This window comes from Streptomyces genisteinicus (assembly GCF_014489615.1).
In the GTDB taxonomy this organism is placed as follows: Bacteria; Actinomycetota; Actinomycetes; order Streptomycetales; family Streptomycetaceae; genus Streptomyces; species Streptomyces genisteinicus.
This window is the reverse complement of the sequence record NZ_CP060825.1, coordinates 6,183,578-6,206,126: the sequence shown is the minus strand read 5'-3', so window position 1 is coordinate 6,206,126 and position 22,549 is coordinate 6,183,578. Positions and strand designations below refer to the sequence as shown.

The 22,549-nt window shown below is 76.1% G+C and carries 21 protein-coding genes; 8 read left to right on the top strand and 13 right to left on the bottom strand.

From position 1 onward, the window contains the following. The first annotated feature begins 27 nt into the window (after window positions 1-27). On the top strand, window positions 28-480 hold the full coding sequence (locus IAG43_RS26665; protein ID WP_187743216.1) for a hypothetical protein: 453 nt from the start codon (window positions 28-30) through the stop codon (window positions 478-480). A 118-nt stretch (window positions 481-598) separates the two neighbouring features. On the opposite strand, the gene IAG43_RS26660 is transcribed toward IAG43_RS26665, so the two are convergent. The 5 genes from IAG43_RS26660 to IAG43_RS26640 form a co-directional block, all read right to left on the bottom strand. Next, window positions 599-1,465, bottom strand: coding sequence for a PhzF family phenazine biosynthesis protein (locus IAG43_RS26660; RefSeq protein ID WP_187743215.1), 867 nt, complete (start codon window positions 1,463-1,465; stop codon window positions 599-601). Between the two features lie 71 nt (window positions 1,466-1,536). After that, window positions 1,537-2,493 carry a fibronectin type III domain-containing protein gene (locus tag IAG43_RS26655; RefSeq protein ID WP_187743214.1) on the bottom strand — a complete coding sequence of 319 codons (957 nt, stop codon included), beginning with the start codon at window positions 2,491-2,493 and terminating at the stop codon, window positions 1,537-1,539. 261 nt (window positions 2,494-2,754) lie between these two features. Continuing rightward, window positions 2,755-4,329 carry a serine/threonine-protein kinase gene (locus tag IAG43_RS26650; RefSeq protein WP_187743213.1) on the bottom strand — a complete coding sequence of 525 codons (1,575 nt, stop codon included), beginning with the start codon at window positions 4,327-4,329 and terminating at the stop codon, window positions 2,755-2,757. A 27-nt stretch (window positions 4,330-4,356) separates the two neighbouring features. Continuing rightward, on the bottom strand, window positions 4,357-5,088 hold the full coding sequence (locus IAG43_RS26645) for a hypothetical protein (RefSeq protein WP_187743212.1): 732 nt from the start codon (window positions 5,086-5,088) through the stop codon (window positions 4,357-4,359). A gap of 72 nt (window positions 5,089-5,160) precedes the next feature. Next, window positions 5,161-6,891 (bottom strand): Hsp70 family protein, encoded by a 1,731-nt coding sequence (locus tag IAG43_RS26640; RefSeq protein ID WP_187743211.1) that lies wholly within the window; start codon window positions 6,889-6,891, stop codon window positions 5,161-5,163. 334 nt (window positions 6,892-7,225) lie between these two features. On the opposite strand from IAG43_RS26640, the gene IAG43_RS26635 reads away from it, so the two are divergent. Both IAG43_RS26635 and IAG43_RS26630 read left to right on the top strand, forming a co-directional pair. Then, complete coding sequence (locus IAG43_RS26635) at window positions 7,226-8,110, top strand: CAP domain-containing protein (protein ID WP_187743210.1); 885 nt, start codon at window positions 7,226-7,228, stop codon at window positions 8,108-8,110. A 481-nt stretch (window positions 8,111-8,591) separates the two neighbouring features. After that, window positions 8,592-9,164, top strand: a complete 573-nt coding sequence (locus tag IAG43_RS26630) for a GNAT family N-acetyltransferase (protein ID WP_187743209.1) — start codon at window positions 8,592-8,594, stop codon at window positions 9,162-9,164. Between the two features lie 463 nt (window positions 9,165-9,627). On the opposite strand, the gene IAG43_RS26625 is transcribed toward IAG43_RS26630, so the two are convergent. The 4 genes from IAG43_RS26625 to IAG43_RS26610 all read right to left on the bottom strand — a co-directional run bounded on the left by IAG43_RS26625 (window position 9,628) and on the right by IAG43_RS26610 (window position 12,708). After that, a complete protein-coding gene (locus tag IAG43_RS26625; protein WP_187743208.1) occupies window positions 9,628-10,026 on the bottom strand; it encodes a DUF6221 family protein in 399 nt (132 codons plus the stop codon). 353 nt (window positions 10,027-10,379) lie between these two features. After that, window positions 10,380-11,675, bottom strand: a complete 1,296-nt coding sequence (locus IAG43_RS26620) for a sensor histidine kinase (RefSeq protein ID WP_187743207.1) — start codon at window positions 11,673-11,675, stop codon at window positions 10,380-10,382. Then, window positions 11,672-12,361 (bottom strand): response regulator transcription factor, encoded by a 690-nt coding sequence (locus IAG43_RS26615; RefSeq protein WP_187743206.1) that lies wholly within the window; start codon window positions 12,359-12,361, stop codon window positions 11,672-11,674. The genes IAG43_RS26620 and IAG43_RS26615 overlap by 4 nt, the downstream gene beginning before the upstream one ends. Before the next feature lie 53 nt (window positions 12,362-12,414). Beyond that, on the bottom strand, window positions 12,415-12,708 hold the full coding sequence (locus IAG43_RS26610; protein ID WP_246574570.1) for a hypothetical protein: 294 nt from the start codon (window positions 12,706-12,708) through the stop codon (window positions 12,415-12,417). 55 nt (window positions 12,709-12,763) lie between these two features. Here IAG43_RS26610 and IAG43_RS26605 point away from each other — a divergent pair, with 55 nt between their 5' ends. Continuing rightward, window positions 12,764-12,985 carry a hypothetical protein gene (locus tag IAG43_RS26605; RefSeq protein WP_187743204.1) on the top strand — a complete coding sequence of 74 codons (222 nt, stop codon included), beginning with the start codon at window positions 12,764-12,766 and terminating at the stop codon, window positions 12,983-12,985. 103 nt (window positions 12,986-13,088) lie between these two features. Here IAG43_RS26605 and IAG43_RS26600 read toward each other — a convergent pair whose 3' ends face one another. Next, window positions 13,089-13,742, bottom strand: coding sequence for a TetR/AcrR family transcriptional regulator (locus tag IAG43_RS26600; RefSeq protein WP_187743203.1), 654 nt, complete (start codon window positions 13,740-13,742; stop codon window positions 13,089-13,091). A 100-nt stretch (window positions 13,743-13,842) separates the two neighbouring features. Here IAG43_RS26600 and IAG43_RS26595 point away from each other — a divergent pair, with 100 nt between their 5' ends. Further along, window positions 13,843-14,496 (top strand): CatB-related O-acetyltransferase, encoded by a 654-nt coding sequence (locus IAG43_RS26595; protein ID WP_187743202.1) that lies wholly within the window; start codon window positions 13,843-13,845, stop codon window positions 14,494-14,496. A gap of 198 nt (window positions 14,497-14,694) precedes the next feature. Here the strand turns inward: IAG43_RS26595 and IAG43_RS26590 are convergent, their stop codons facing one another. Beyond that, window positions 14,695-16,860, bottom strand: coding sequence for a hypothetical protein (locus tag IAG43_RS26590; protein WP_187743201.1), 2,166 nt, complete (start codon window positions 16,858-16,860; stop codon window positions 14,695-14,697). Window positions 16,861-17,041: 181 nt separating this feature from the next. Between IAG43_RS26590 and IAG43_RS26585 the strand changes: the two genes are divergently transcribed. From IAG43_RS26585 to IAG43_RS26575, 3 genes are all read left to right on the top strand, one after another. Beyond that, the gene (locus IAG43_RS26585) at window positions 17,042-17,650 is read left to right on the top strand and encodes a TIGR03086 family metal-binding protein (protein ID WP_187743200.1); all 609 of its coding nucleotides are present in this window, start codon (window positions 17,042-17,044) and stop codon (window positions 17,648-17,650) included. Window positions 17,651-17,906: 256 nt separating this feature from the next. Next, window positions 17,907-18,170, top strand: a complete 264-nt coding sequence (locus IAG43_RS26580; protein WP_187743199.1) for a hypothetical protein — start codon at window positions 17,907-17,909, stop codon at window positions 18,168-18,170. A 370-nt stretch (window positions 18,171-18,540) separates the two neighbouring features. Then, window positions 18,541-20,067 (top strand): carboxylesterase/lipase family protein, encoded by a 1,527-nt coding sequence (locus IAG43_RS26575; protein ID WP_246574792.1) that lies wholly within the window; start codon window positions 18,541-18,543, stop codon window positions 20,065-20,067. A 69-nt stretch (window positions 20,068-20,136) separates the two neighbouring features. Here the strand turns inward: IAG43_RS26575 and IAG43_RS26570 are convergent, their stop codons facing one another. Beyond that, entirely contained in the window at window positions 20,137-20,748 is a 612-nt protein-coding gene (locus tag IAG43_RS26570) for a 3'-5' exonuclease (RefSeq protein WP_187743197.1), read from the bottom strand. Window positions 20,749-21,058: 310 nt separating this feature from the next. After that, window positions 21,059-22,414: a nucleobase:cation symporter-2 family protein gene (locus IAG43_RS26565; protein WP_246574791.1), complete on the bottom strand. Its 1,356-nt coding sequence runs from the start codon at window positions 22,412-22,414 to the stop codon at window positions 21,059-21,061. Window positions 22,415-22,549: the final 135 nt, after the last annotated feature.

Genomic DNA, 22,549 nt, shown 5'->3' with positions numbered 1-22,549 from the left:
CGGCGGCGCGGGCGGGGACGGCTTCCCGTGGCTGAGACCTGGGACGGGGACCGGCTGGCTGCGGACGGCTTCGAGCGCGTCCACGTCGAGCTGGAGTGGTACGACGGGCCGCGCGCCGGCCTGGCCGACATCGGCGGGAGGCCGCACTACTTCCACAGCGACGACCACGCCCTCGGCCACGCGCCGGACGCGTACGAGGTGTGGCCCGCGAGCGGGGCCGCGATGGAGCTGGAGCGCGAGCAGTGGGCGATCTACGCCCGGTGGAACGCCCGGCGCGAGGCGGGTGAGGCCGGGCCGGAGAGCCATCCGGGCCACGGAGGCGTCGATGCCCGCTACGACGAGCTCGAGTCGGCACTGGCCCCGCATCGCCGGGTGCCGGAGGACGCCCGGCGCCTCGTCGCCGAGCACCGCCTCGCCGCGGGCCCCCGCCGCCGGGACGGCGGTCCCCGCTACTGGCTGCGCTGGCGCCCGGCGGAGTGAGGCCGCCCCGCTCGGGGCGGCGGTGCCGCTCCCCGCACGGGACACGGGTGCAGGAGGCGCACGGCCCTGACCCGCGCGGGGCGGCCGGCGGCGCCGCGCGCCCCGGCGCGGTGCACGGTCAGGCGATGCGGGTGCCCGTGCCGCCGACCCGGATCCGGGCGTCGCCCTCGCGGAGCTCCACCGTCAGGACGCCCGGCCGCCCCATGTCGGCGCCCTGGTGCAGGGTGAGCACGGACGCGGCCGGGACGAGGCCGAACTCCCGGGCGTACGCGCCGAAGGCGCCCGCCGCCGCACCCGTCGCCGGGTCCTCCACCACACCGCCCACAGGGAACGGGTCGCGGACGTGGAAGACGGTGCGGGACTCGCGCCACACCAGCTGGACGGTGGTGAGGTCGAGCCGGTGCATCAGCGCTTCGAGGCGGGCGAAGTCGTAGGCGAGGTCCGCGAGCCGCTCCCTGGTCGCCGCCCCGATCACGAGGTGGCGAGCTCCCGCGAAGGCGATCCGGGGCACAAGCGTGGGGTCGAGGTCCCCGGCCGGCCAGTCGAGTGCGGCGAGCGCCTCGGCGAGGTCGGCGTCCGCGATCTCCTCGGTGTGCGGCTCGACCGTGGTCAGCGTCGCCCGCAGGACCCCCTCGCTCTCCGTCACACTGACCGGCACCGGGCCGGCGGGCGTGGCGAACAGGAGGTCGCCGGGTCCGATGCGTTCGGCGAGCGCGACGGACGCGGCCACCGTGGCGTGACCGCAGAACGGCACCTCCGCCCTGGGGCTGAAGAAGCGGAGGGTGAAGGCACGCCCCGGGGTGCCGCCCAGGTCCGCGGGCGGATCGGTGAGGAAGGCGGACTCGCTGTAGCCGAGGCGGGCGGCGAGCGCGAGCATGGCGGCGTCGTCGAGCCCCGCGGCGTCCAGGACGACCCCGGCCGGATTGCCGCCCGCCGGGTCGTCGGAGAAGGCGGTGTAGTGCAGGACCTCGGGCTCTGTCGTCATGATCGCTGGAACGGGGCGCCCCGCGGGATTGTTCCCCGGTCCCGTCGCGTGCGGCCGCCGCGGGGCAGCCCTCAGCCGGCGACCACCACCGTGCGCTGCGCGGAGAAGTCGCCCCAGGTGCCGTCGGGGAGACGGGCGCGGAGCTTGACGCTGTAGCGGGTGCCCGGGGGGTCGGTGACGGTCATCGTGTACGTGACGCGGGGCCCGGCCGGCTGGGCGCCCCAGACGATGGTGGTCGCCATCTCGCCGTTGAGGAAGAGCTGGTGCTCCTTGACCGGCGCCCCGGTGTCGGGCGGGGTCCAGGCCAGCTCGATGCTGTCCTTGCGCGCCGTGGCCTCGAGACCGGACGGTGCGGTGCTCGGGCCGTCCCCGGGGGCGGGGGCGGTGGTGAGGTCGACGGCCGTGCTGTCCGGGGAGGAGTTCTCGGCGGCGTCGCGGGCGCGGACGGTGAAGGTGTACACGCTGCCGGGGCGCAGGTTGGTGACGCGTGCGCCGGTCGCGTCGCCGGGCACGCTGTGGACGCGGGAGTCCTCCTGGTAGATGTCGTACGCGGTGACGCCGGTGTCGTCCCGGGAGGCGCCCCAGGTGAGGGTCACGGCGCGGCTCCCGTCCACGGCGCCGCGCACGGCGACCGGCGCGGTGGGGGGTGTGCGGTCGTCGGGCGCGGCCTCGGGGGTCGTCACGGACACGGGGGCGCTGGGCGCGGACAGGTTGCCCGCGGCGTCGCGGGCCCGGACGGTGAAGCGGTACGCGGTCCGCGGCGTGAGGCCCTCGACGTCGGTCATGTGCTTGGCGCCCGGGAGGGTCTTCACCCGTTTGCCCTGCTCGTAGACCTCGTAGCCGGTGATGCCGGTGTCGTCGGTGGAGTGGTCCCACATCACATGGACGGATGTGGCGCTGCCGGCCTGGGCGGTGACGCCGGCGGGGGTGGTGGGGGGATCGGTGTCCGCCTCCTCGCCGCCGCCGCAGGCGGTGAGGACGAAGAGGGCGGTACAGGCCAACACGGTTGATGTGGGGGGACGTTGCACGGTCGGTCCTCCGCGGGCGACGGACAGGTGTGGTGACAGGCTGCCAGCCGTCGGCGGATTGGTCCAGACCTATGCGGTGGTGTGATCGCCCGCCCCCGGCGCACGCCCCGTCCGCGCCCGGCGGGCCGGCGGACGGGGCGCGGACGGGCACACGTCCCGGGCACGTGGCCGCGGGGCACGGCGTCGTCCCGGGTGCACGGCACCGGGGAGACGCCGCCTCCGGTGCCCGGGAGCGGGCCGCGGCGCGCGGGCCCAGGGGCCTCAGCGGCGGAAGAACCACCTGCGCCGGCCCGCCGCCCGCTCTGCCTCGTCGATCCGCTCGGCCAGCCCCCGGGAGCCGCTCACGGTGTGCACCGGGCTCCCGGGGCCGCGCGCGCCGAGCGGCCTCAGCAGGTCCAGTGCCCCGGCCGGATCCCCCGACGCCACCAGCGCGTCGGCGAGCAGCAGCGTGCTGCGGACCGTCTCGGCGTCGTCCGCGCCGAGCACCTGGCGCCGGCCGCCGACGACCCGGCGCAGCACCACCGCGGCGTCCGCGGGGCGGTCGCACTTGAGGAGGCAGTCCGCCCAGTGGTGCTCGGCGGTGAAGGTGACCGGCGAGTCGCCGCGGGTCCCGGCCCGCGCACGGGCGATCCGTTCGAGGTACGGGAGGGCCTCCCCGTGGCGGCCGAGCCAACCCAGCCGGTAGGAGAGCGCCTGCAGGGTGGCGATCGCGTCGTCACCGCTGTCGCCGAAGGTGCGGGCCCAGTCGGCGGCGATCTCCCGGCACAGCTCGACCGAGCCCTCCGCGTCGTTCATCGCCCACAGGCAGTCGGCCGTCGCCTGGCGGGCCCGCAGCGTGCTGTCGTCGTCGGGCCCCTGCATCAGGGTGCGGCGCCGGACGATGGTGCGGTACGCGCGCAGCGCCTCCTCCGGACTGCCCGACCGGCGCAGGCCGTCGGCGACCGCCAGCCGGCGGTCGCTCTCGGCGGCGTACTCCCGCAGCCGGTCCGCCGCACGCGACTCCCCCAGGGCGCGCAGCGGCGGCGCCTCCAGCACGGCGGCCGTGAAGTCGCTCGACGGGCGGGCTTCCGGCTGCTTGGCGAGCAGCGCCTCCACCAGCCGCTGGAGGGCGTGGGGGATGTCGTCGCGCAGGGTGTGCAGCGGGCGCGGCCGCGCGTGCGCGTGCAGCTCGCGCAGGTCGCCGCCCACCCGTTCGCGGGCGAACGGGTGCCGGCCGGAGAGGAGTTCGTAGGCGACGCAGCCGAGCGCGTACATGTCGCTGAGCGTGGTGTCGACGGCGCCGGACTCCCAGCGCTCGGGGGCCAGGTAGGCCGGCGTGCCGATGACACCCGTGCCGGTGAGATCGGTGGCGCCGTGGTCGCCCAGGAGTTTGGCTATCCCGAAGTCGCAGAGTCTGGCCTCCTTCTCCCCCACGACCATGATGTTCCCCGGCTTGACGTCCCGGTGGAGGATCCCGTCGGCGTGGGCGTGCGCCAGCCCCTTCGCCAGCTGCCACAGCATCAGGACCGTCTCGGGCACACTCCACGAGCGGCCCTCGCGCAGCAGCCGGTCGAGGCTGCTGCCCTCGACGTACTCCATCACCAGGTAGGCGCTGTCCTCGTGCGTGCCCGAGTCGAGGAGCCCCACCACATAGCGGCTGTTGACCCGTCCCGTCGCCACCACCTCGCGGGCGAAGCGCTTGGCGCCCTCCGCGTCGTCGACCCGGGGCAGCATCGTCTTCACGGCGACCGTGCCGCCGGTCGCGCCGTCCACCGCCTCCCGCACCTCGCCCATACCGCCGTTGCCCAGGAGGCGGCCGAGCGTGTACCGGCCGCCCAGCACCGTGCCCTGCTGCATGCTCGCTGCACTCCTTCCCTTCGCTGCTCAGCCGCGCGCGGTGTGCACCCAGGCGCGCACGTGAACGGTCCGCCCCACGACCTGGTAGGCCGGCGCCACCACGTGGCTCACGGGCAGACCGGGGTCGGACTTGTGCCACAGGTCGTACACGTCCGGGTCGTGGGGCCGGCCCGCCGGGACCTCGAAGTCCCAGCGGTGCACGCCGCCGAGCCGGCCGACGCGGAAGCGCAGGGCGGAGACCTCCTGCCAGGCCCGGCCCACGTCGGGCAGGGCGTCCGGGTCACCCGTGATGCCGCCCGCGGCGAGCCGCCACTCCTGCGGGGAGGACGGCTGGGCGGCGAACGCCAGCCGGCACAGGGCGGAGGTGAGCCGCGCGTGGGCCTCGTGGCGCTCGGCGGCCGGCCGCTCCCCGTACACGGTCCGTGCCGCGCTGCCCGCGAGTTCGTCGATCCTGCGGCGCACGTCGGTGTACCAGGCGGCTGCCTCGTGGTGGGCCGCGTCCTTCTCCGTGGTGGTGTCCTGGCGCACCCGCTGGAGCGCCTGGCGCATCAGGTCCAGCTGCTCGTCCTGCCGGGCGATGCGCTCCTCCTGGCGGGCGACCCGGCCGCGCAGGCGCTCCAGTTCCTCGCGCATCTTGCGGACCGGGCCGATCAGGTCGAGTACCGACCGGCGCAGTTCGGGGTCGCCGGCGGGGCCGGACCCCGGGGGGACGCTCGGGAGCGGCGGGGGCCCGGGCGGGCCGGCGGGCGTCAGTGACATCGGTTTCCCCTTCGGTCGGTCGCGGTGCGCTCGGGCGTGCGGAGTGAGGCGGTGCTGCCGCCTCACGGCTCCTCACCCGCCGGGAGCGGAGCGGGCCTCCGGCCCGGGCGGGGCGTCCTCGGGGGTGTCCGGCTCGGGGACGGAACGGAAGTTCAGCACCGTGCGCCTGAGTTCGCCGGTCCGCGGATTGCGGCCGCTCACCTCGATCTCGGTGCCGCCGAAGCGGAACACGACCTCGACCCCGCGTTTCTCGGGCGGCAGCCCCAGCGATTCGGAGATGTCGACGACGACCTCCCCGATCTCGCGCGCCCCGGGGCTGTTGACCGTCTTCAGGGTCCGGTCCGGAGAGGAGTAGACGCCCACCCGCATCCGGGTGTCCGCCTCGTCGACGGGCACCAGGCCCATCCGCCACTCCGACCCCACCCGCACCGAGTCCCCGGCGCGTACGAACACCTGGAGGTGCCCCAGTCGGAATCCCCGCCCGCCGGAGCCCTTCCGCCGGGGCAGGGTGGCCGCCTCGCCGCGTTCGAAGCGCTTGCTGGGCAGCGCGATGGTCGCCCCGTACGAGCCACGGGCCCGCCGGGAGTGCACGATCTCCGGCCGGCAGGCGTAGTGCACGGCCCCCGCGAGGACGGCGCGGGCGGGGCTGGGCGGCACGACGATCCGCACGCGCGTGCCGAAGGCCTCGCCGACGGCCTCGGTCAGCCGCGATCTGACGTACAGCGACTGCGCGAAGCCGCCGACCACGACGACCCGCAGCGCCTCGCCGGGCCCCACGGCGGCCAGCAGCGACCGGATCTGGGTCACGACCTGGCGGACCAGCGGGTCGACGGTGCCCTCGAACAGCGTGCGCATGACGTCCGCGGTGAGGACGATCTCGTCGTCGACGCCGTTCTGGCAGGAGGCCAGCCGTTCGAGGCCGCCGTGCCGCACGATGGTGTTGCCGGCGGCGAACGACAGCGGGATGCGGGTGGGTTCGTCGGAGTCGACGCGGAACGCGGTCTTGGCTCCCTCGAACCCGTCGAGGAGCGACAGCAGTTCGTGCTCGCGCTCCTGGAGCGCGCGGTACGCCGCGGGGCCGATCCGCTGGGCCATCTCCTGCTCGAAGCGGCGGTTGATGTAGTCGGACCCCTGCTTCCCGCCGACGGGCGTGCACAGTTCCTCGAGGGTGCCGTCGCCCCTGTCGCGGTATCCGGCGATGTCGACGGTGCCGCCACCGCAGTCGACCACGAGCGTCGGCGCGGCCTCCTCGCCGCCGACGCCCGCACTCCGGTCGACCGCGCAGTACACGGCGGCCGCCTCCGGCTCGGTGACGAGGATCAGCCGCTCGCGGCCCGCGGGGAATCCGGCCTCCTCGGCCGCCTGCCGCATCAGATTGCGCTCGGCGTCGTCCCAGATGGCGGGGACGGTCAGACACCAGCGCACGTCGTCGGGGTGGAATCCGCCGCCGGTGATGGAGGTGAGGGCCCGCCCGCGCAGCTCCCGCAGGTACGCGGCGGCCAGGTCCTTCGCCTCGCCGGGGGTGCCGCCCTCCCCCGCGTCCGGCCTCAGCCAGGTCTTGAACCCGGTCTCGAGCCGGCCCTCGACGCGGTTGGCGCGGGCCCGGCGGGCCGCGTATCCCCATTCGAGGACCCGGCCGTCGGCGTCGAGCAGCAGCGCGGTCAGGTTCTTCGGGTAGCTGACCGGCTGGTCCTTCCACTGGTCGAAGAAGTCGATCTGCCGGTCGGCCGGCTCCTCGCCCTCGTGCACGGCGCACCAGGCGAAGCCCGAACCGTGCGTGCCGAAGTCGATCGCGGCCGCCACCCGTAAGACCATGCCGCCTGCCCCCGTCCCTGTCCGTCGCGCACTCCCTGACCATCTGTCATCCAAGCGTCTGCCGGGCGCCGGTACCAGCGCATTGGACGAACGCGGCGCACCGATCCCAGCGGGGGCGCACCGCCCGGCGGGGCGCGCGGTGCGCCCGGAGGGCCTGACGGGACTTTGGCGCCTTTCTTATGGCTTCTTGAAGAAGACCGGATGCGCACCCGCGGGGGCGGCGGCCGGGCTTACGCTCGGGGCTACCCCCCACGGATCCCGGCGGGCGCCGAGGCGCCTGCCGGGATTGTGCGTGACCGACTACCACCGAGGTGCCGTACGCATGAGTTCCCACCGGGCCGGCAGACGGTCCCGTTCCCGCTCGCACGCCCGCCCCAAGGGCGGGCACGCCCGTAACGCCGTGCTGACGCTGGGCGCCTTCACGGTCGCGGCGGGTGTGGGCGCCACCCTGTTCCCGCAGGGCCAGGGGGACGGGGCGGCCGACAGCGTCGCCGCCGACGCGCCGGACGTCTCGACGGCGACGGGCCCGCAGGGCGGCGCCCTGCCGCGGCCGGCGGGGACGCCGACGGCGAGTGCGAGCCCGTCCGCCTCGCCGCTGCCGAGCGCGACGCCCTCCCCGCGTCCGGACCGCTCCGCCTCGGAGCAGGCGCGCGAGGCGGCGGCCCGGGAGGCGGCGGCGAAGGCGGCGGCCCGGAAGGCGTCGGCGACCCCGTCGCGTGCCCCGGCCACGACCGGTGCGGGCGAGGGTTCCGGCGGCGGTTCCGGGGACGGCGGTTCGCCGGGCTCCGGCTCGGGGTCCGGCTCCGGTTCGGGCGCGGCGTCGAACGGGGCCGAGGCCCAGGTGCTGGCGCTGGTCAACAAGGAGCGGGCGGCGGCCGGTTGCGGCCCGGTGACCGCCAACGCGCGGCTGACGCAGGCCGCCGACGACTACAGCGACGTGATGGCCGCCTCGGGCGTGATGTCCCACACCGGGCCGGACGGTTCGACGATGACGAGCCGTGTCGAGGCCGCCGGCTACGCGTGGTCGACGCTGGGCGAGAACATAGCCCGCGGCCAGGCGGACGCCGAGGCGGTCATGGACGCCTGGATGAACAGCCCCGGTCACCGCGCCAACATCCTCAACTGCTCCTTCGACGAACTGGGTGTCGGCGTGCACATGGGCGACGGCGGCCCGTGGTGGACCCAGAACTTCGGCGCCGGGCGCTGACCTCCCCGGCCCCGAGGGGGGAGGTGTCCGGCCCGACCGGCCGGGCACCTCACGCCCCCTGGCAGGTGCGCGGGTCCGCCCGCGCCGGACGCGTCCTCCCGCCGGTCCGGCGGACGCGGCCGGGACGGTACGCCGCCGACGTGCCCGTGCACCGCGCGGCCGGGACGGCGGCGGTGCGCGGGTCCACGCACGGCACGCGGGTGCGGCACACGCGTCCATGAGCCAGGCCCGGTACGCGACCCCGGCGCTCCCCCGGTCCGTCTCGGGGGCCGTCTCGGGGGCCGTCTCGGGGCCCGTTCAGGGCCCGTCTCGAGGCGGTCACGCGGGCCGTACGCGAGTCCCGGCACGGGAGCCCGAAGGCGGCGCTCCCGACGCGGGTCCACGCGGGCACGCGACCCCGCCGCACCGGCCCGGAAGCGGCTCCGCCACGCGGGTCCCGTCGCGGGGGCCCGCCCGTGGGGTGCCGTGGCATCGTGGGCGCATGACCATCGAGGTTCGTCCGGCATCGGTCTTCGAGGACGTCCGGCAGGTGCTCGGCCCCAAGTCGCCCACGGCCAACGTCTGCTGGTGCCTGAGCTATCGCATCCCCTCCCGGCTCAACAACGAGCTCCGGGGGCCCGACCGGGGCGAGTACGTCGCCGGCCTGTGCCGTGCCGACCCGCCGCCCGGGGTGCTCGCCTACGACGGCGGCGAGCCGGTCGGCTGGGCGGCCGTGGCGCCCCGCTCGGAGACGTCGTTCGCCCGCAACCGCAAGATCCCGCACGTCGACGACCTGCCGGTCTGGTCGCTCTGGTGCGTCCGGGTGCGCCCCGGGCACCGGAAGTCCGGCCTCTCCCACCACCTCATCGCCGGCGCGGTGGCGTTCGCCCGCGCCCAGGGCGCTCCGGTGGTCGAGGCCTACCCGCTCGACAACGGCGGCGCACGGGTGGACCTGACGATGGCCTACGCCGGGCTCCGGGCGAACTTCGAGCGCGCCGGCTTCACCCATGCCGCCGACACCACCTCGGTGCTGGCGGGCCACCCGCGCGTACTGATGCGGCTCGACCTGCGGTGAGGCACGCGGGACGGCGGTGAGGTCGCCGGAACGGCCGGAGGCAGGCGGAACAGCGGTCAGGCGGAACGGCGGAGAGGCACGCGGGACGGCCGCGTGCGGCACGGCGTCCTCCCTGGCTCCGGCGACCCGGCTCCCGGCGTGCGCCACGGGGCGCGTGCGGGACTCCCGGGCAGCAGGGCCCCGACCGGAGGGAGGGGCGGCGGGAGAGCGGGCCGACGGAAGCGCGGCACGCCACGGAAGCAGGCCGGCCGCTCCGCCTCCGCCTGGCCGGACGGGCGGACGGGACAGGCGGCGGGAGCGGCCTCTCGTTTCCGGTCGGGTCCCGGCGTCACGGCTCGTGCGCCCCCGCGCCTGCCCGCCACGCCGGCCCGCGGCGTATGCCCCACGTCCCACAGCCCACGGCCGCCTTCGGCCGCGCGGCGTCACGGCACCGGTGTCGGCGACGGCGCCGGTCCCGGTGCCGCTACCGGATGAAGCGCGGCAGCCACTTGGCCTGGTAACCGGGGTGGCCCGCGTAGTCGGCGGCCAGCTGGCGGACGGCGAAGCCGAGGCCGACGGCGCGGCCGGAGTCGAAGTCGCCGGCGGGCCGGTCGGTGTCGAGGCCCGCGATCTCGCGGTACTCGTCCAGCAGCACGCGGCTCGTCTCGATCCGGGCCAGCACACGGGCGGGATCGTGCAGGGCGATGTGCCGGTCGAAGCCGGCGCCCCGGACGGTGAACGCCACCGAGGACATCCGGTCGCTCACCTCGCCGGGCCGGTCGGCGGGGAGGCGCCAGCTCTGGCCGCCGGCCTCGCGGGCGGTCTGTTCCTCCTCGGCGAGCCGCGCCTCGATGAAGGACACCATGTCTGCGTTGGCGGCCATGCGAGATCGCACCCCTTCCCTGACGTGCTCGTCGGACTGCGGGACATTCTGGAGGAACGGCCCCTCCGCGATCCACCCGGGTCACTCCCCGGGTGGATTCCCGGGCGGTGCAGGGGCGCGACCGGGACGGCTCCCGGGACGGGAGGGGGCGGTGCACCGGGACGGCTCCCCCGGCGGGAGCGGTGCACCGGGCCGCCCGCGCGGCTCGCCCCGGGCGGTCCGTGGGACGGAACCGGCGCGGCCTACCGGGGGCCGCCGGGGGCGGTTGCGCGTACCCGCCGGCGCAAGCCCCGGGTGCGGCGGCCGGCGGAGCGCGTAACCCCTCGCGTCCTCTGGCCGGGGACCGGGCCGGCTCACGCGTCCGCGAGAGCGAAGGAGACCTGGATCCGGGCGCCGCCGAGCGGGGAGCGGGTGATCCGCAGATCGCCGTCGGCGGTGCGGGCGGCCCGCGCGACGATGTCCAGGCCGAGGCCGGTGCCTGTGGCGCTGACGCCGCGGGTGAGCGCGGCCTCGGGGTCGGCGACGCCCGGTCCGGCGTCGTCGACGGTCAGCACGGCGTGCCGGTCCGTCCGCTCGACCCGCACGGCGAACGCGGTGCCCTGCGGGGTGTGCCGGAACACGTTGCCTATGAGCGCGTCCACGACGGCGGCCAGATCGTCGTCGCCGAAGCGCACCGGGGTGGGGCGCGGGGTGAACGCCCGCTCGCAGAGGCGGTCCTGCTGCTGGGCGAGCACCGACCAGAAGTCCAGCCGCAGGGCGACCACCTCGGTCACCTCGACGGCGCGGACGGCCGTGCCGCCGCCCCGCGGGTGCGCCGCGAGGGGGGTGCGCGCGGCGGCGATGATCGAGTCGAGTTCGCTCTCGAGCTGGGCGACGGCGGCACTGATGCGCCGGGCCCCGGGCGTGCCGCTCATCAGGTCCGCCTCCAGGTAGAGGGCGGTGAGCGGGGTGCGCAGCCGGTGCGAGAGGTCGGCGACCATCTCCCGCTCGACGGCCAGCAGTTCGACGACCCGGTCGGCCATGGTGTTGAAGGCGAGGCCCGCCTCCTGGAGTTCGGGCGGCCCGTCCGGTTGCACCCGGACGTCGAGGTCGCCGGAGCCGAGCGCCAGGGAGGCGCTCTTGAGGCCGCGCGAGGAGCGCACGACGCGGGCGCCGAGCCGGTCGGCCACCAGGACCGAACCGGCGACCAGTCCGACCGCCAGCAGCGACATGACCCCCCAGGACGCCCAGACGCCCCGGGTGAGGTCGGCGCCCGGCACGAACGCCTCGACGACGGCGACCCGGTCCTCGGGGAGGACCACGGGCTGGAGGTGGACCCAGCCCTCGGCGGTGTCCGCGGAGAGGGTCTCGCGCCGGCGGACCGCACGCTCCAGGGCCGACGCGGGCGCGTGCGGGGTGCCGACGAACGAGCCGTCCGGCAGGCGCACGGCGAGCCGGTCGCGCGCGCCGATCTCGGCGACGGCCTGCTGGACGTCGGCCCGGTCCGTGGTGAGGGCCAGCACCGGGGACAGCGCCCCGGCGCGCTGTTCGGCGACGGTGGTGACCCGGTCGCGGGCCTGCTCGCGCACGAGGAGCGCGAGCGGGATGAGGAACGAGAGCGCCACCATCGACGTGACGGCCAGGGCGATGCCCGCGAGCGCCCGCCTCATGGCGTGGTGACCAGTTTGATGCCGATACCGCGCACGGTGTGGAGATAGCGGGGGTCCGAGGGCTTCTCGCCGAGTTTGCGGCGCAGTGCGGAGAGATGGACGTCGACGGTCTGGTCCTCCACGTAGGGCTGCTGCCAGACGTCGGCGAGGATGCGCTTGCGGGACATCACCTGGTCGGCGTTGGCCGCGAGGTAGGCGAGGAGGTCGAACTCCCTGCGGGTGAGCGTGAGTTCGTGCTCGCCGAGGTGGGCGGTGCGGGCCAGCGGGTCGATCCGCAGCTCGCCGACCTGCACGACCTGCCGGCGGTCGCGGTCCGCCCCGGCGGGTGCCGACCGGCGCAGCACCGCGGCGATCCGGGCGGCGAGCTGGCCGCCGGAGAACGGCTTGACCATGTAGTCGTCGGCGCCCGCGTTCAGCAGCCGGATGATCTCGGTGTCCTCGTCCCGGGCCGTGGCGACCAGCACCGGGACGCGGGATATGCCGCGGATCATCCGGAGCACGTCGAGACCGTCCAGATCGGGCAGTCCGAGATCGAGGACCACGATGTCCGGCGGGTCCTGGGTGATCTCCCGGAGCGCCTCGAACCCCTGGTGGACGGTCCTGACCGCGTACCCCTGCCCGGTCAGCACCTCGATCAGGGCGGCGCGGATGACGGGGTCGTCCTCGACGACAAGTACGGAGGCCATGAGCAGGCACGTTAGCCGGTCGGTCACTATGGTGTCGTGTCCCGCCTCCCGCGCTACCTGCTCATCTGGCTGTCGTGCACGGCGGCCAGTGTCACGGCCGTCATGCTGACCGTCCACTTCGTGGTGGGTTCGACCAGACCGACCGCCCCGGTCGCGCGGTCCGCGCCGGACGGCTTCGCCGCCTCGCCCGCCGCCTCGCCGTCGCCGTCGGCCTCGCCGTCGCGGACGCCGAGCCCCACGCCCTCCCGCAGGCCGAGTGCCGCACCGACCCGGACCACGGCGGAGCCGCGGACGACGAGCCCCTCCCCGGCCGCCCGCACGACCACGCCCGCTCCCCCTCCCGTCACGCCGGGGCCGGGTGCCGAGGGGGCCGCAGCGGGGTGCGCCGAGGGCGGTTCCGGGGTGCACACCATCGCGTCCCAGGGCGGCAAGGCGACGGTGCGTTTCGGCAGCGGCGGGGTGTGCCTCATCTCGGCGGTCCCCAGCCAGGGGTTCACCGCGAGCACGCGGCAGAGCGCGCCGCAGACGCTGACGGTCACGTTCGCCGCGGACCGCCACCGCTCGGAGATCACCGCCTCGACCGAGCCGTCCGACCGGGCGAGCGTGCGCGAGACGTCGTTCTGACGGGCGGGGTGGGCGGCGGGCGGGACGGGGCGGGGCACCGGCCCCGGGCCGGAGGCGGGCCGGGAGGCAGCAGGCCCACGGCGGCGGCGTGACCGCCGCGGTCTCACTGCCGGGCGTCGCCGCCTCCCCCGCCGCCTCCCCTGGTGAACGCGCCCGCGGCGGCGGCCAGCACCGCCGCGGCCGCGGCCCGTTCCGGGAGCAGCGGGTCCGGGTCGGCGCGCAGGAGGACCAGGTGGTGGTGGACCGGCGCCGTCGCGGCCATCAGCAGGCCGTGCGCGTCCGTCCGTCCCGGGGGGAGTTCACCGCGCGCGGCGGCACGGCCGACGAGCACCTCGCACTGCGCGTACCGGACGGCCCACAGCCGGGTCTGCGCGCGCGCCGCCTGCTCGGAGTGGAAGGAGGCGGCCATCAGGGCGAGGGCCAACGACGGCCGGACGACGAGGGACTGCTGGATCTCCCGGTTGAGGGCGGTCAGATCGCCGCGCAGGGAGCCGGTGTCCGGAGGCTGCCAGTCGGTCTCGCCCGCGGCGTCGATGACGTCGGCGAGCAGGCCGCCCACGTCGCGCCAGCGCCGGTGGACGGTCGTGCGGTGCACTCCGGCGCGCGCCGCGACGCGCTCCATCGTGAGTCCTTCGTGGCCGCGCTCGGCGAGTTCGGCGCGGACGGCGTCGAGCACCTGGGCGCGGACGCGGGCGGTGCGGCCCCCGGGACGCCGGTCCGGGGGTCCGGCCGGGGTCGGGGTCGGGGGTCCGGTCATCGGCGACGCCTCAATCGGGTTGAACGGTGCGGCGGGACCGTGGAAGCTTAACGCAACACACGTAGCATTTACGTTCCGTCCGAGAGGATCCACCACCGCGATGCCGCTCGTCCCCGCCGATCCCTCCGTGCTCCACCCGATGCCGGAACACCCGCGCGTCGTCCTGCTGAAGCCCCTGGTCACGTCGCCCCTGATCGAGGTCGGCGACTTCTCCTACTACGACGATCCGGACGATCCGACCGCGTTCGGGACACGCAACGTCCTGTACCACTACGGGCCCGAGCGCCTGGTCATCGGCAGGTACTGCGCGCTGGGCACGGGCACCCGGTTCATCATGAACGGCGCCAACCACCGCATGGACGGCCCGTCCACCTTCCCGTTCCCCACCATGGGCGGCTCCTGGGCGGATCACTTCGACCTGATCACCGGGCTGCCCGGCCGGGGCGACACGGTCGTCGGCAACGACGTCTGGTTCGGCCACGGCGTCACGGTGATGCCGGGGGTGCGCATCGGGCACGGAGCGATCGTCGCCACCGGCTCCGTGGTCACCGCCGACGTGCCCGACTACGGCATCGTCGGCGGCAATCCCGCCCGGCTCCTCCGTACCCGCTACGACGCCGGTGACGTCTCCCGGCTGCTCGCGGCGGCGTGGTGGGACTGGCCCGTCGAGCACATCACCGAACACGTGCGGACGATCATGTCGGGATCCGTGGAGGAACTGGAGGAGGCCGCCCGGCGGATCGGCCGGTCCTGATCCCCGGGCAGACCGGCACACCGGCGGTCCGGTGCTCCGGCGGGGCCGGCGGCACGCGGCGCGACCGACCGGCCGCCGCGCCGGCGGGCCCGGTGGCACGACGGGCCGCGGTGCGCCGGGGCACCACGACCGCACGCCGCGCCGCGGACGCCGGGCCCGCCCGCGCCGGCGGCCCGTGCGCGGGCGGACCCGCGGCTCTCAGCGGGCCTGGCGGTGGTACCGGTCCCGCACCGTCCTGCGGGCCGTGCGCTCCGCGTGAGCGGCGGCGTCCGCCACCCGGCGGTCCGGGTGGCGGCCGTGCAGGGCGGTCAGGATGCGGGGCGCGGTGACGGGGTCCGCGCGGCCCAGTGCCGCGGCGAGGGCGGCGCCGCCGCCGGGCCACTCGGACGCCGCCGCGTCGAAGGCCGGGAGCACGGTGTCCGGCGGGTCGTCGCCGGGCGCCGGCATCCCGGCGCCCTCCTCGGCGGCGCGCCGCACCTGGCCGAGCATGTCGTCGATCCAGCACTGGTCGAGCTCCTCGACGAGGGTGACCGCCCGCGCGGTGAGCGGCACCGGGTCCTCGGGGACCTGCTCGCCCCGGGCGAGCAGCGCCCTGCGGGCCGCCGCCCCGGTCACCGGGTCGGTGAGCGCGGCGCGCAGCGCCGCGGCGGGGACCCCGGCGAGTTCGAGACGGGCGAAGTAGTCGCGGGCGCGGGCCAGGGAGGGGTCGGACGCCTTGGCCGCGGACACCGCTGCGAGGAGCTCGCCCCACGCCTCGTCCGTACCGCCCCGGCGTGCGATCCACGCGGCGAGCGCGGCGGCGGCGATGCGGGTGGGCCAGTGGCGGGCGGCCGTGACGGTGCCGGCCGCGTCCCAGGACGCGACGGTGTCCCGGTCGGGCGCGGCGACCCGGCCGACGGCGAGCACATGGCGCAGGGCCGCGGCGCCGAGCGGGGTGAGCCCGTAGGCGTCGCCCGCGCGGAAGACGCAGCCGGTGGCGGCCAGTCGGTCGACCAGGGCCGCCAGCCCCTGGGCGGGGAGGTCGAGTTCGGCCCGTTCGGCGTCCGTCACGGCGGACACCCCGAAGAGCCGGGCCAGTTCGCCGGCGGACGGGAGTTCGTAGGCGGCGGGCGCGCCGCCGGACACCGGCGCCGGGGCGTCCTCCTGCTCGGGCGGCAGGCCGTCGGACCGGGCGTCGGCGGTCTTGCGGGCGATCGAGTCGGGGGTGCCGCCCCGTTCGCACAGCGAGTAGAGGAGGTGGGCGGCGTCGAACGAGTACGCCTCCCCGGGACCGGTCACCGGGGGCATCCGCTCCGCCTGGGCGGCCAGGACGTCGGCGGCCAGCTCGGTGAGCTCCTGCGGCGTGCCGTCGTTCCACACGGCCGTGGCGGGGCCGGGCAGGCCGCAGCGTTCGGAGACCTCGCGCAGTTCCTCGTCGTCGCCGAAGGCCCCGGCGGCGAGGGCCGCGGGCAGCGGAGCCGCGTGCAGCAGGTCCCGGACGGTCCCGGGCTCCGGGAGCGCGGGCGGTGGCGGCAGCGGGACGGAGGAGTCGCCGACGTAGTCGAGGTGCTCGTCGAGCAGCCGGTCGGCGAGCCCGGCGTGCGGCAGGGCCCCGGGGCCGGGCGCCAGGTCTGCGTGGGCTCCGGCGAGCGCCGCGCTGAGCCCGGCGGCGGTCCAGCGGTCGGTCAGCGCGTCCGCGGTCCGCTCCAGCGCGTCGCCGAGCGCGTCGTCGGGACGGTCGGCGTCGAGCGGCGGCGAGGGGAGGAGCGGTCCGGCCGGTCCCGGGTCCCGCGCGTCGCGGGCGAAGGCGGCGAGCAGCAGTTCGGCGAGGAGGGCGCGGACGGCGAAGGTCCGGTCGGCCACGTCGGCCCGGTGCACGCCCTCGGGCAGGGGTGTCCGGCGCGCACGCGGCGTCCCGGCACGGGCGTCCAGCCAGGCCCGTACGGCGCCGGGGTCGTCGGGGTCCGTGCCGTCGGCGCGCAGCCGGGAGGCGTACCAGCGGTGCCAGGTGAGGCGCTCCGGGTCGGCGGCGGCCCGGCGGAACTCCGGCGCCGCCTCGTCGACGGCCGCGAGGAGGCGCCCGTGGCGCTTGGCGTTCAGCCGTCCGGACTGGCGCACGCACTCGGCGAGCGACCTCAGGACGCCCGGCACGGCGTCCGCCTCCTCCTCGCTCGCCCACAGCAGACCGGGCAGGTCCTCGCGGAGGAGCCGGGCGACCAGCCGCGGCGTCGGCTCGGGAACGCCCGCCCTGCGGTCGGCGCCGTGCAGGGCGAGCAGCGTCAGCACCGCGTCCGCGGGTCGCGCGGGCGGGGCGCCTCCGGGCTCCCGGGCGGCCCAGTCGAGGAAGTCGTCGAGTCCGGTGTTCAGCGCAGGAGTAGGTGTCACCCGGGGAGCGTATGGAACCGGGCCCGCCGCACGGGGCCCGCAGGACTGCGGGTAGCCCGATCGAGCGAGCGGAATCGGTGGGAAGGGGCCTGATCTGCGGGAAACGGGCGACGGGTCCGTGGGAGACGGCGGGGCCGGGCGAGGACCGATGAGTTCCGGCCCCGGAGGCGGTCACCACCGTATGACCGCATCATCCGAGACCCCGTTCCCCGACCTCGCCGCCGCCGCGGCGGGCGTCGCCGCCCTGCTGCCCGGCGTGCGCGACGACGCCCTGGACGACCCCACCCCGTGCCCCGACTACGCCGTGCGCGAGATGCTGGCCCATCTCCTCGGGCTGGCGACGGCGTTCCGGGACGCCGCGCGCAAGGACACCGGACCCACGACCGCGACCGCACCGGACGCCTCGAAGCCCGTCCTCGACGAGGACTGGCGGACGGCGCTCCCGGAGCGCCTCGACGAGCTGGCAGCCGCCTGGCGGCTGCCGGACGCCTGGGAGGGCATGACGCAGGCGGGCGGGGTGGGCCTGCCCGGCGCGGTGGCGGGCCGTGTCGCGCTGAACGAGCTGGTCGTGCACGGCTGGGACCTGGCCGTCGCCACCGGGCAGCCGTACGACGTGGACGAGCCCAGCCTGGCGGTGTCCCGGGAGATGGTGACGCCGACGGGCGACGACTCCCTCCGGGACGCCATCTTCGGACCCGTGGTCCCGGTGCCCGACGGCGCGTCGCCACTCGACCGCGTCATCGGTCTGAGCGGCCGCCGCCCGGACTGGCGGGCGGCGCACGGGGCCTGACGCAGGGCACACCGCCCGGCCGGCGGGCACCGGGGCGGCACACCTCCCGGCGGGGGCACGACACCACGGGCCCGGCGGGGCGCGGCCCGCGAACCTGCCGACGGGAGCGCGACACCGCCGGCCCGGCGGGGACCCGGCCCACGGGTGCCCGGCCGCAGGCCCGCACCCCCGGGCCGCCCGCATACCCGTGCGACTACACTGCCGTGGCTCCGGCGCGCACGCGTGACTCGCCCCCCCTTCTGGAGCCCTCCGCCCGATGAACCTCGCAGACGCCAAGCGGCAGTTCCAGGGCATCGTGGACCGGTACGGCGGCGGCCCGGTCACGGACCCCGCCGAGCGCGCGGCCGCCCTGGCCGAACTGACGGAGGCCCACCGCAGCGCGATGCGGCAGATCGACCGGTACACCGCCGAACGGCGCGGGAGACGGCCCCCCGGCCTGGCGGTGAACACCCGGAACGGGCTCGTCGGCAAGCTGGACGAGCTGTTCTCGTCCGCGAAGGCGGAGCTGGGACTCGGCTGACGGACCGGCACGACCGGGCGAGCCGCGGCTGCACCGGACCGCGGCGGGCCGGGAAAAGCCGGCTGCTCCCCCGGCACGACGTGCACGGTCGGCCGGGGTGCGCACGGACGGGTGCCGCGTCAGTCCGCGCCGCACCCCTTTGACAACAGCAGCGCGTGAATCGGGTGGCATCCGGTGTTGGCGCTGCGGCGGCCGGATGACGCAGGCTCACAGGCAGGCACCGCCGACGGCGGACGCCGCCGATGTGAGGAGAGACCGCCGAGTGACCGCCTTCCCCAGGACGACCGGCACGACGACCGGCACGACGGCCGGCAGGACGACCGGCACGAGCACGACGTGCGGCACGACGTTCCCGACGACGGCCGGCCCGGTGCGCGGCGCCGCGGCCGGGCCGGACACCGTGGCCGTGCGGGGAGTTCCGTACGCGGCACCGCCGTTCGGCCCGGACCGCTTCCGCGCGCCGCGCCCGCCCCGCCCGTGGGAGGGCGTGCGGGACTGCACCCGCTTCGGACCGGTGGCGCCGCAGTCCGCGCGGCTGCCGGGCGCTCCGCACTGGTCGCCGGGCGACGAGGACGTGCTGACCCTCAACGTCTGGACGCCCGCCCGGCGGGACCCGGCCCCCGCCGGCGGCGGGCTGCCGGTGCTGGTGTGGATCCACGGCGGCGCGTACACCTTCGGCTCGTCCGCCCAGCCCGACTACGACGGCGCGGCACTGTGCCGGGCGGGGCTGGTCGTCGTCACCGTCAACTACCGCGTCGGATTCGAGGGCTTCGGCCACGTGCCCCCGGCGGAGGCCGGTGACGAGCGGCACCCCGACAACCGCGGGCTGCTCGACCAGATCGCCGCCCTGCACTGGGTGCGGGACAACATCGCGTCGTTCGGCGGCGACCCGGGCAACGTCACGGTGGCCGGGCAGTCGGCGGGCGCGTCGTCGGTGGCGTGCCTGCTGGTGGCGGACGCGGCCCGGGGGCTGTTCCGGCGGGCCGTCGCGCACAGTCCGGTCAACTCCTGCTCCTCCGTGGCCCTGGCCGCGCGGACCACCCGGCACGTGGCGGCGGCCGCGGGCGTGCCGCCCACCGCCGAGGGGCTGCTGTCCGCCCCGCCCGGGGCCCTGGTGGCGGCCTCGGACGAGGTGGCCGACGCGTACCGGCGGGACCCGGGTTCGGGTCCGCGCCACTACGACCCGGTCGTCTACGCCCCCGTCGCCGACGGGCGCCTCCTCCCCGCCGACCCGCTCGCCGTGACGGCCGGGGGCGCGCTGCCCGCCGCAGGGCCGCTGCCCGACCTGCTGGTGTGCGTCAGCGACCAGGAGTACTGGCTCATGGACGCCGTCGGCAGCAGCGCCGAGGTCACCACCGAAGGCGGACTGGCTCGATTCGCGGCCGACTTCGGGATCGCCGCGGGAGTGGTGGAGGCGTACCGGGAGGCGATGCCGGGGGCCCCGGTGTCCGACGTCCATCTCGCGCTCTTCGGCGACGTGGTGTTCGGCGAGTACGGCCGCCGGCTCGCCGGGGCGCACGCCGCGGCCGGCGGCCGGACGCACCTGTCGCGGTTCGCCCGCCGGCGCACGGACGGCGCGGGCGGCGCCGTCCTCCCGTGGCACTGCGCCGACGTCCCGTTCGCGTTCGGCACCCTGGCCGACGAGAGCGTGCGGTTCCTGGTCGGCGGCGACGCCCCGGACGCGGCCGACCACGAGCTGTCCCGCCGGATGGTGGCCTCCTGGGCGTCCTTCGCGACGACCGGCGATCCCGGCTGGGAGCCGCTGGACGCGTCCGGGGACGGGCCGGTCCACATGTGGTGGACCTCGGGTGCGGACGACCGCCCGTGGGCCGCCGAGCGGATCGCCGCGTACCGGCGTGCCTGGCGCACGCACGGCTTCCCGCTTCTGGAGACATGACCCGTCGCCCGGGGCCGCACGGTCCGGGCCTCGCGGGGGTGGGGGCCCGTCGTCCCGGGCCTCGCGGGGTCAGGACGCGGGGGCGGGCGGCTCCCAGGCCATCAGGTTGCTGAAGAGTTCCGCCTGTTCGACGGCGTCGTCGAGCGCGTGGTGCGTGTGGGGCCGGGCGGGGAGCAGTTCCCGCGGCATGGTCCGCTTGGACACGGCCCGCAGCGGCAGGCGTGCCTTGGCGGCGTAGAGCGTCTTCATGTCCATGCACCCCGAGTGCCCGAAGGGGCTCGCCCCCGTGAAGCGGATCAGGTACCAGTACAGGAACGTCCAGTCGTACGACGCCGGATATCCGCACATCACCGGCTGCGCGCCGGCGGCCCGTGCGGCGTCGCGCACCCAGTCGGCGAACTCCCGCATGGCGGTCTCGGGTTCGGCGCCCTCGCGCAGCAGCCGCTCACGGTCGAGACCGCTCACCGCGAGCGCCTCGGGGTCGGGCTGGGTCCCGATGGGGCGGAGTTCCCGGTAGAAGGTGGTCGCGCCGGGATCGGCGGGCGTGTAGCCGTCGGCGTCCTGGCGGCCCGCGACGGCGGCGCCGAGGCTGAGCATCGCGTAGGGGCCGGGGATGGGGCCGTCCGCCTCGACGTCGACGGAGATGTAGAGGCTGGGCCTCGGCGGGGTGTGACGTGCCATGCCCGGCAGCATGGCAGCGGCGCGGCGGTGCCGCCGCGCATTTTCCGGGCCAGGGCACCGGGAGGGGGCACGGCGCCCTCCCGCCCCGAGGTCGGGCCCGGGTACGAAGCCCCGGGCAGCGCAGGCCGCCGGGCAGGGGACCTCTCCCGGGCAGCGGCCGGGGTCGGCGCGCGCTGATTCCGTTGAAGCGCCCCTCCGCCCGGCGGCGCGCGGAGCGCCGCCCGGGGCAGGCGCCCGCCCCGGCGCACGCACGCCCCGCACGCGGGGGCGTGCGGGGCGTGCGGGGCGTGCGGGGCGTGCGGGGCGTGCGTCAGTGCGCCGGCTCCGCCGACGACCCGGCGGTGCGCTGCGCGGAGATCTCGCCTCCCGGCTCCATCGGAGCCGTCACCTCGTCCGCGTCCCTCCGCTTGCCCAGGTGGTTGAAGAGGAGGTTGAGGACCACCGCGGCGACGCATCCGGTGGAGATCCCCGAGTCCAGGATGATCTTCGCGGTCTCCGGGAACGCGTGGTAGAACTCCGGCGCGCTGATCGGGATGATGCCGACGGCCAGCGAGACGGCCAGGATGAGCACGTTGTTGTCCTTCTCCAGACCGGCCTTGACCAGCGTCTGGATGCCGCTGGCGGCGACGGAGCCGAAGAGGACGACGCCCGCGCCGCCGAGGACGGGCCGGGGGACGACGGCGATCAGGGCGGCCGCCATCGGACACAGGCCCATGAGGACCAGGAAGCCGCCGCCGCAGGCGACGACGAAGCGGCTGCGGATCTTCGTCATGGCGACGAGGCCGACGTTCTGGGCGAAGGCGCTGCACATGAAGCCGTTGAAGAGGGGGCTGATCGCGGAACCGAGGGTGTCGGCGCGCAGACCCGCCGCGATGGTCTTCTCGTCGGCGCGCCGGTCGACGATCTCGCCGAGGGCGAGCATGTCGGCCGTGGACTCGGTCATCGACACGACCATCACGACGCACATGGAGACGATGGCGGCCAGCGCGAACTGCGGGGCGCCGAAGTGGAACGGTGTGGGGAAGCCGATGACGTCGGCCTCGGCGACCGGGCCGAAGTCGGTGGCGCCGAACGGGATCGCGATGAGGGTGCCGATCACCAGGCCGATCAGGACGGCGATCTGCTTGACGAAGCCGCGGGTGAAGCGCCGCAGGGCGAGGACCACGAGCAGGGTGAGGCCGGCCAGGCCGAGGTTCTGCGCCGAGCCGTAGTCGTCGGCCCCGGGCACGGGGCCCTGGGCCCAGCCGAAGGCGACGGGCAGCAGCGAGATGCCGATCAGGGTGATGACGGTGCCGGTGACGACCGGCGGGAAGAAGCGCACCAGCTTGCTGAAGAAGGGGGCGGCGAGGAAGCCGAGGAGTCCGGCGACGATGATCGCGCCGAAGATGATCGGCAGCGCGTCGTCCTTGTCGCGGGTGGTGTCGACGATGGCGAGCATCGGGGCGACACCGGCGAAGGTGACACCGTTCACGAAGGGCAGCCGGGCGCCTATCTTCCATATGCCCAGCGTCTGGAGGAAGGTCGCCAGACCCGCGGTGAAGAGGCTGGCTCCGGTCAGGAAGGTGAGCTCCTTCGCGGAGAGGCCGACGGCCGCTCCCACGATGAGCGGCGGGGCCACCACACCCGCGTACATGGCGGCCACGTGCTGCAGGCCGCTGGTGAACATCTTGAGTGGGGGCAGGGTTTCGTCGACCGGGTGCTTCCGGTCTGCTGCATCGGCGTTCGGGGTGAGCGCGGCCACGGCGGTGCCTCCGGTCGGGTTACACGTCGTCGGTGACGTGTGGTGTCAGGGAGGTGGTGC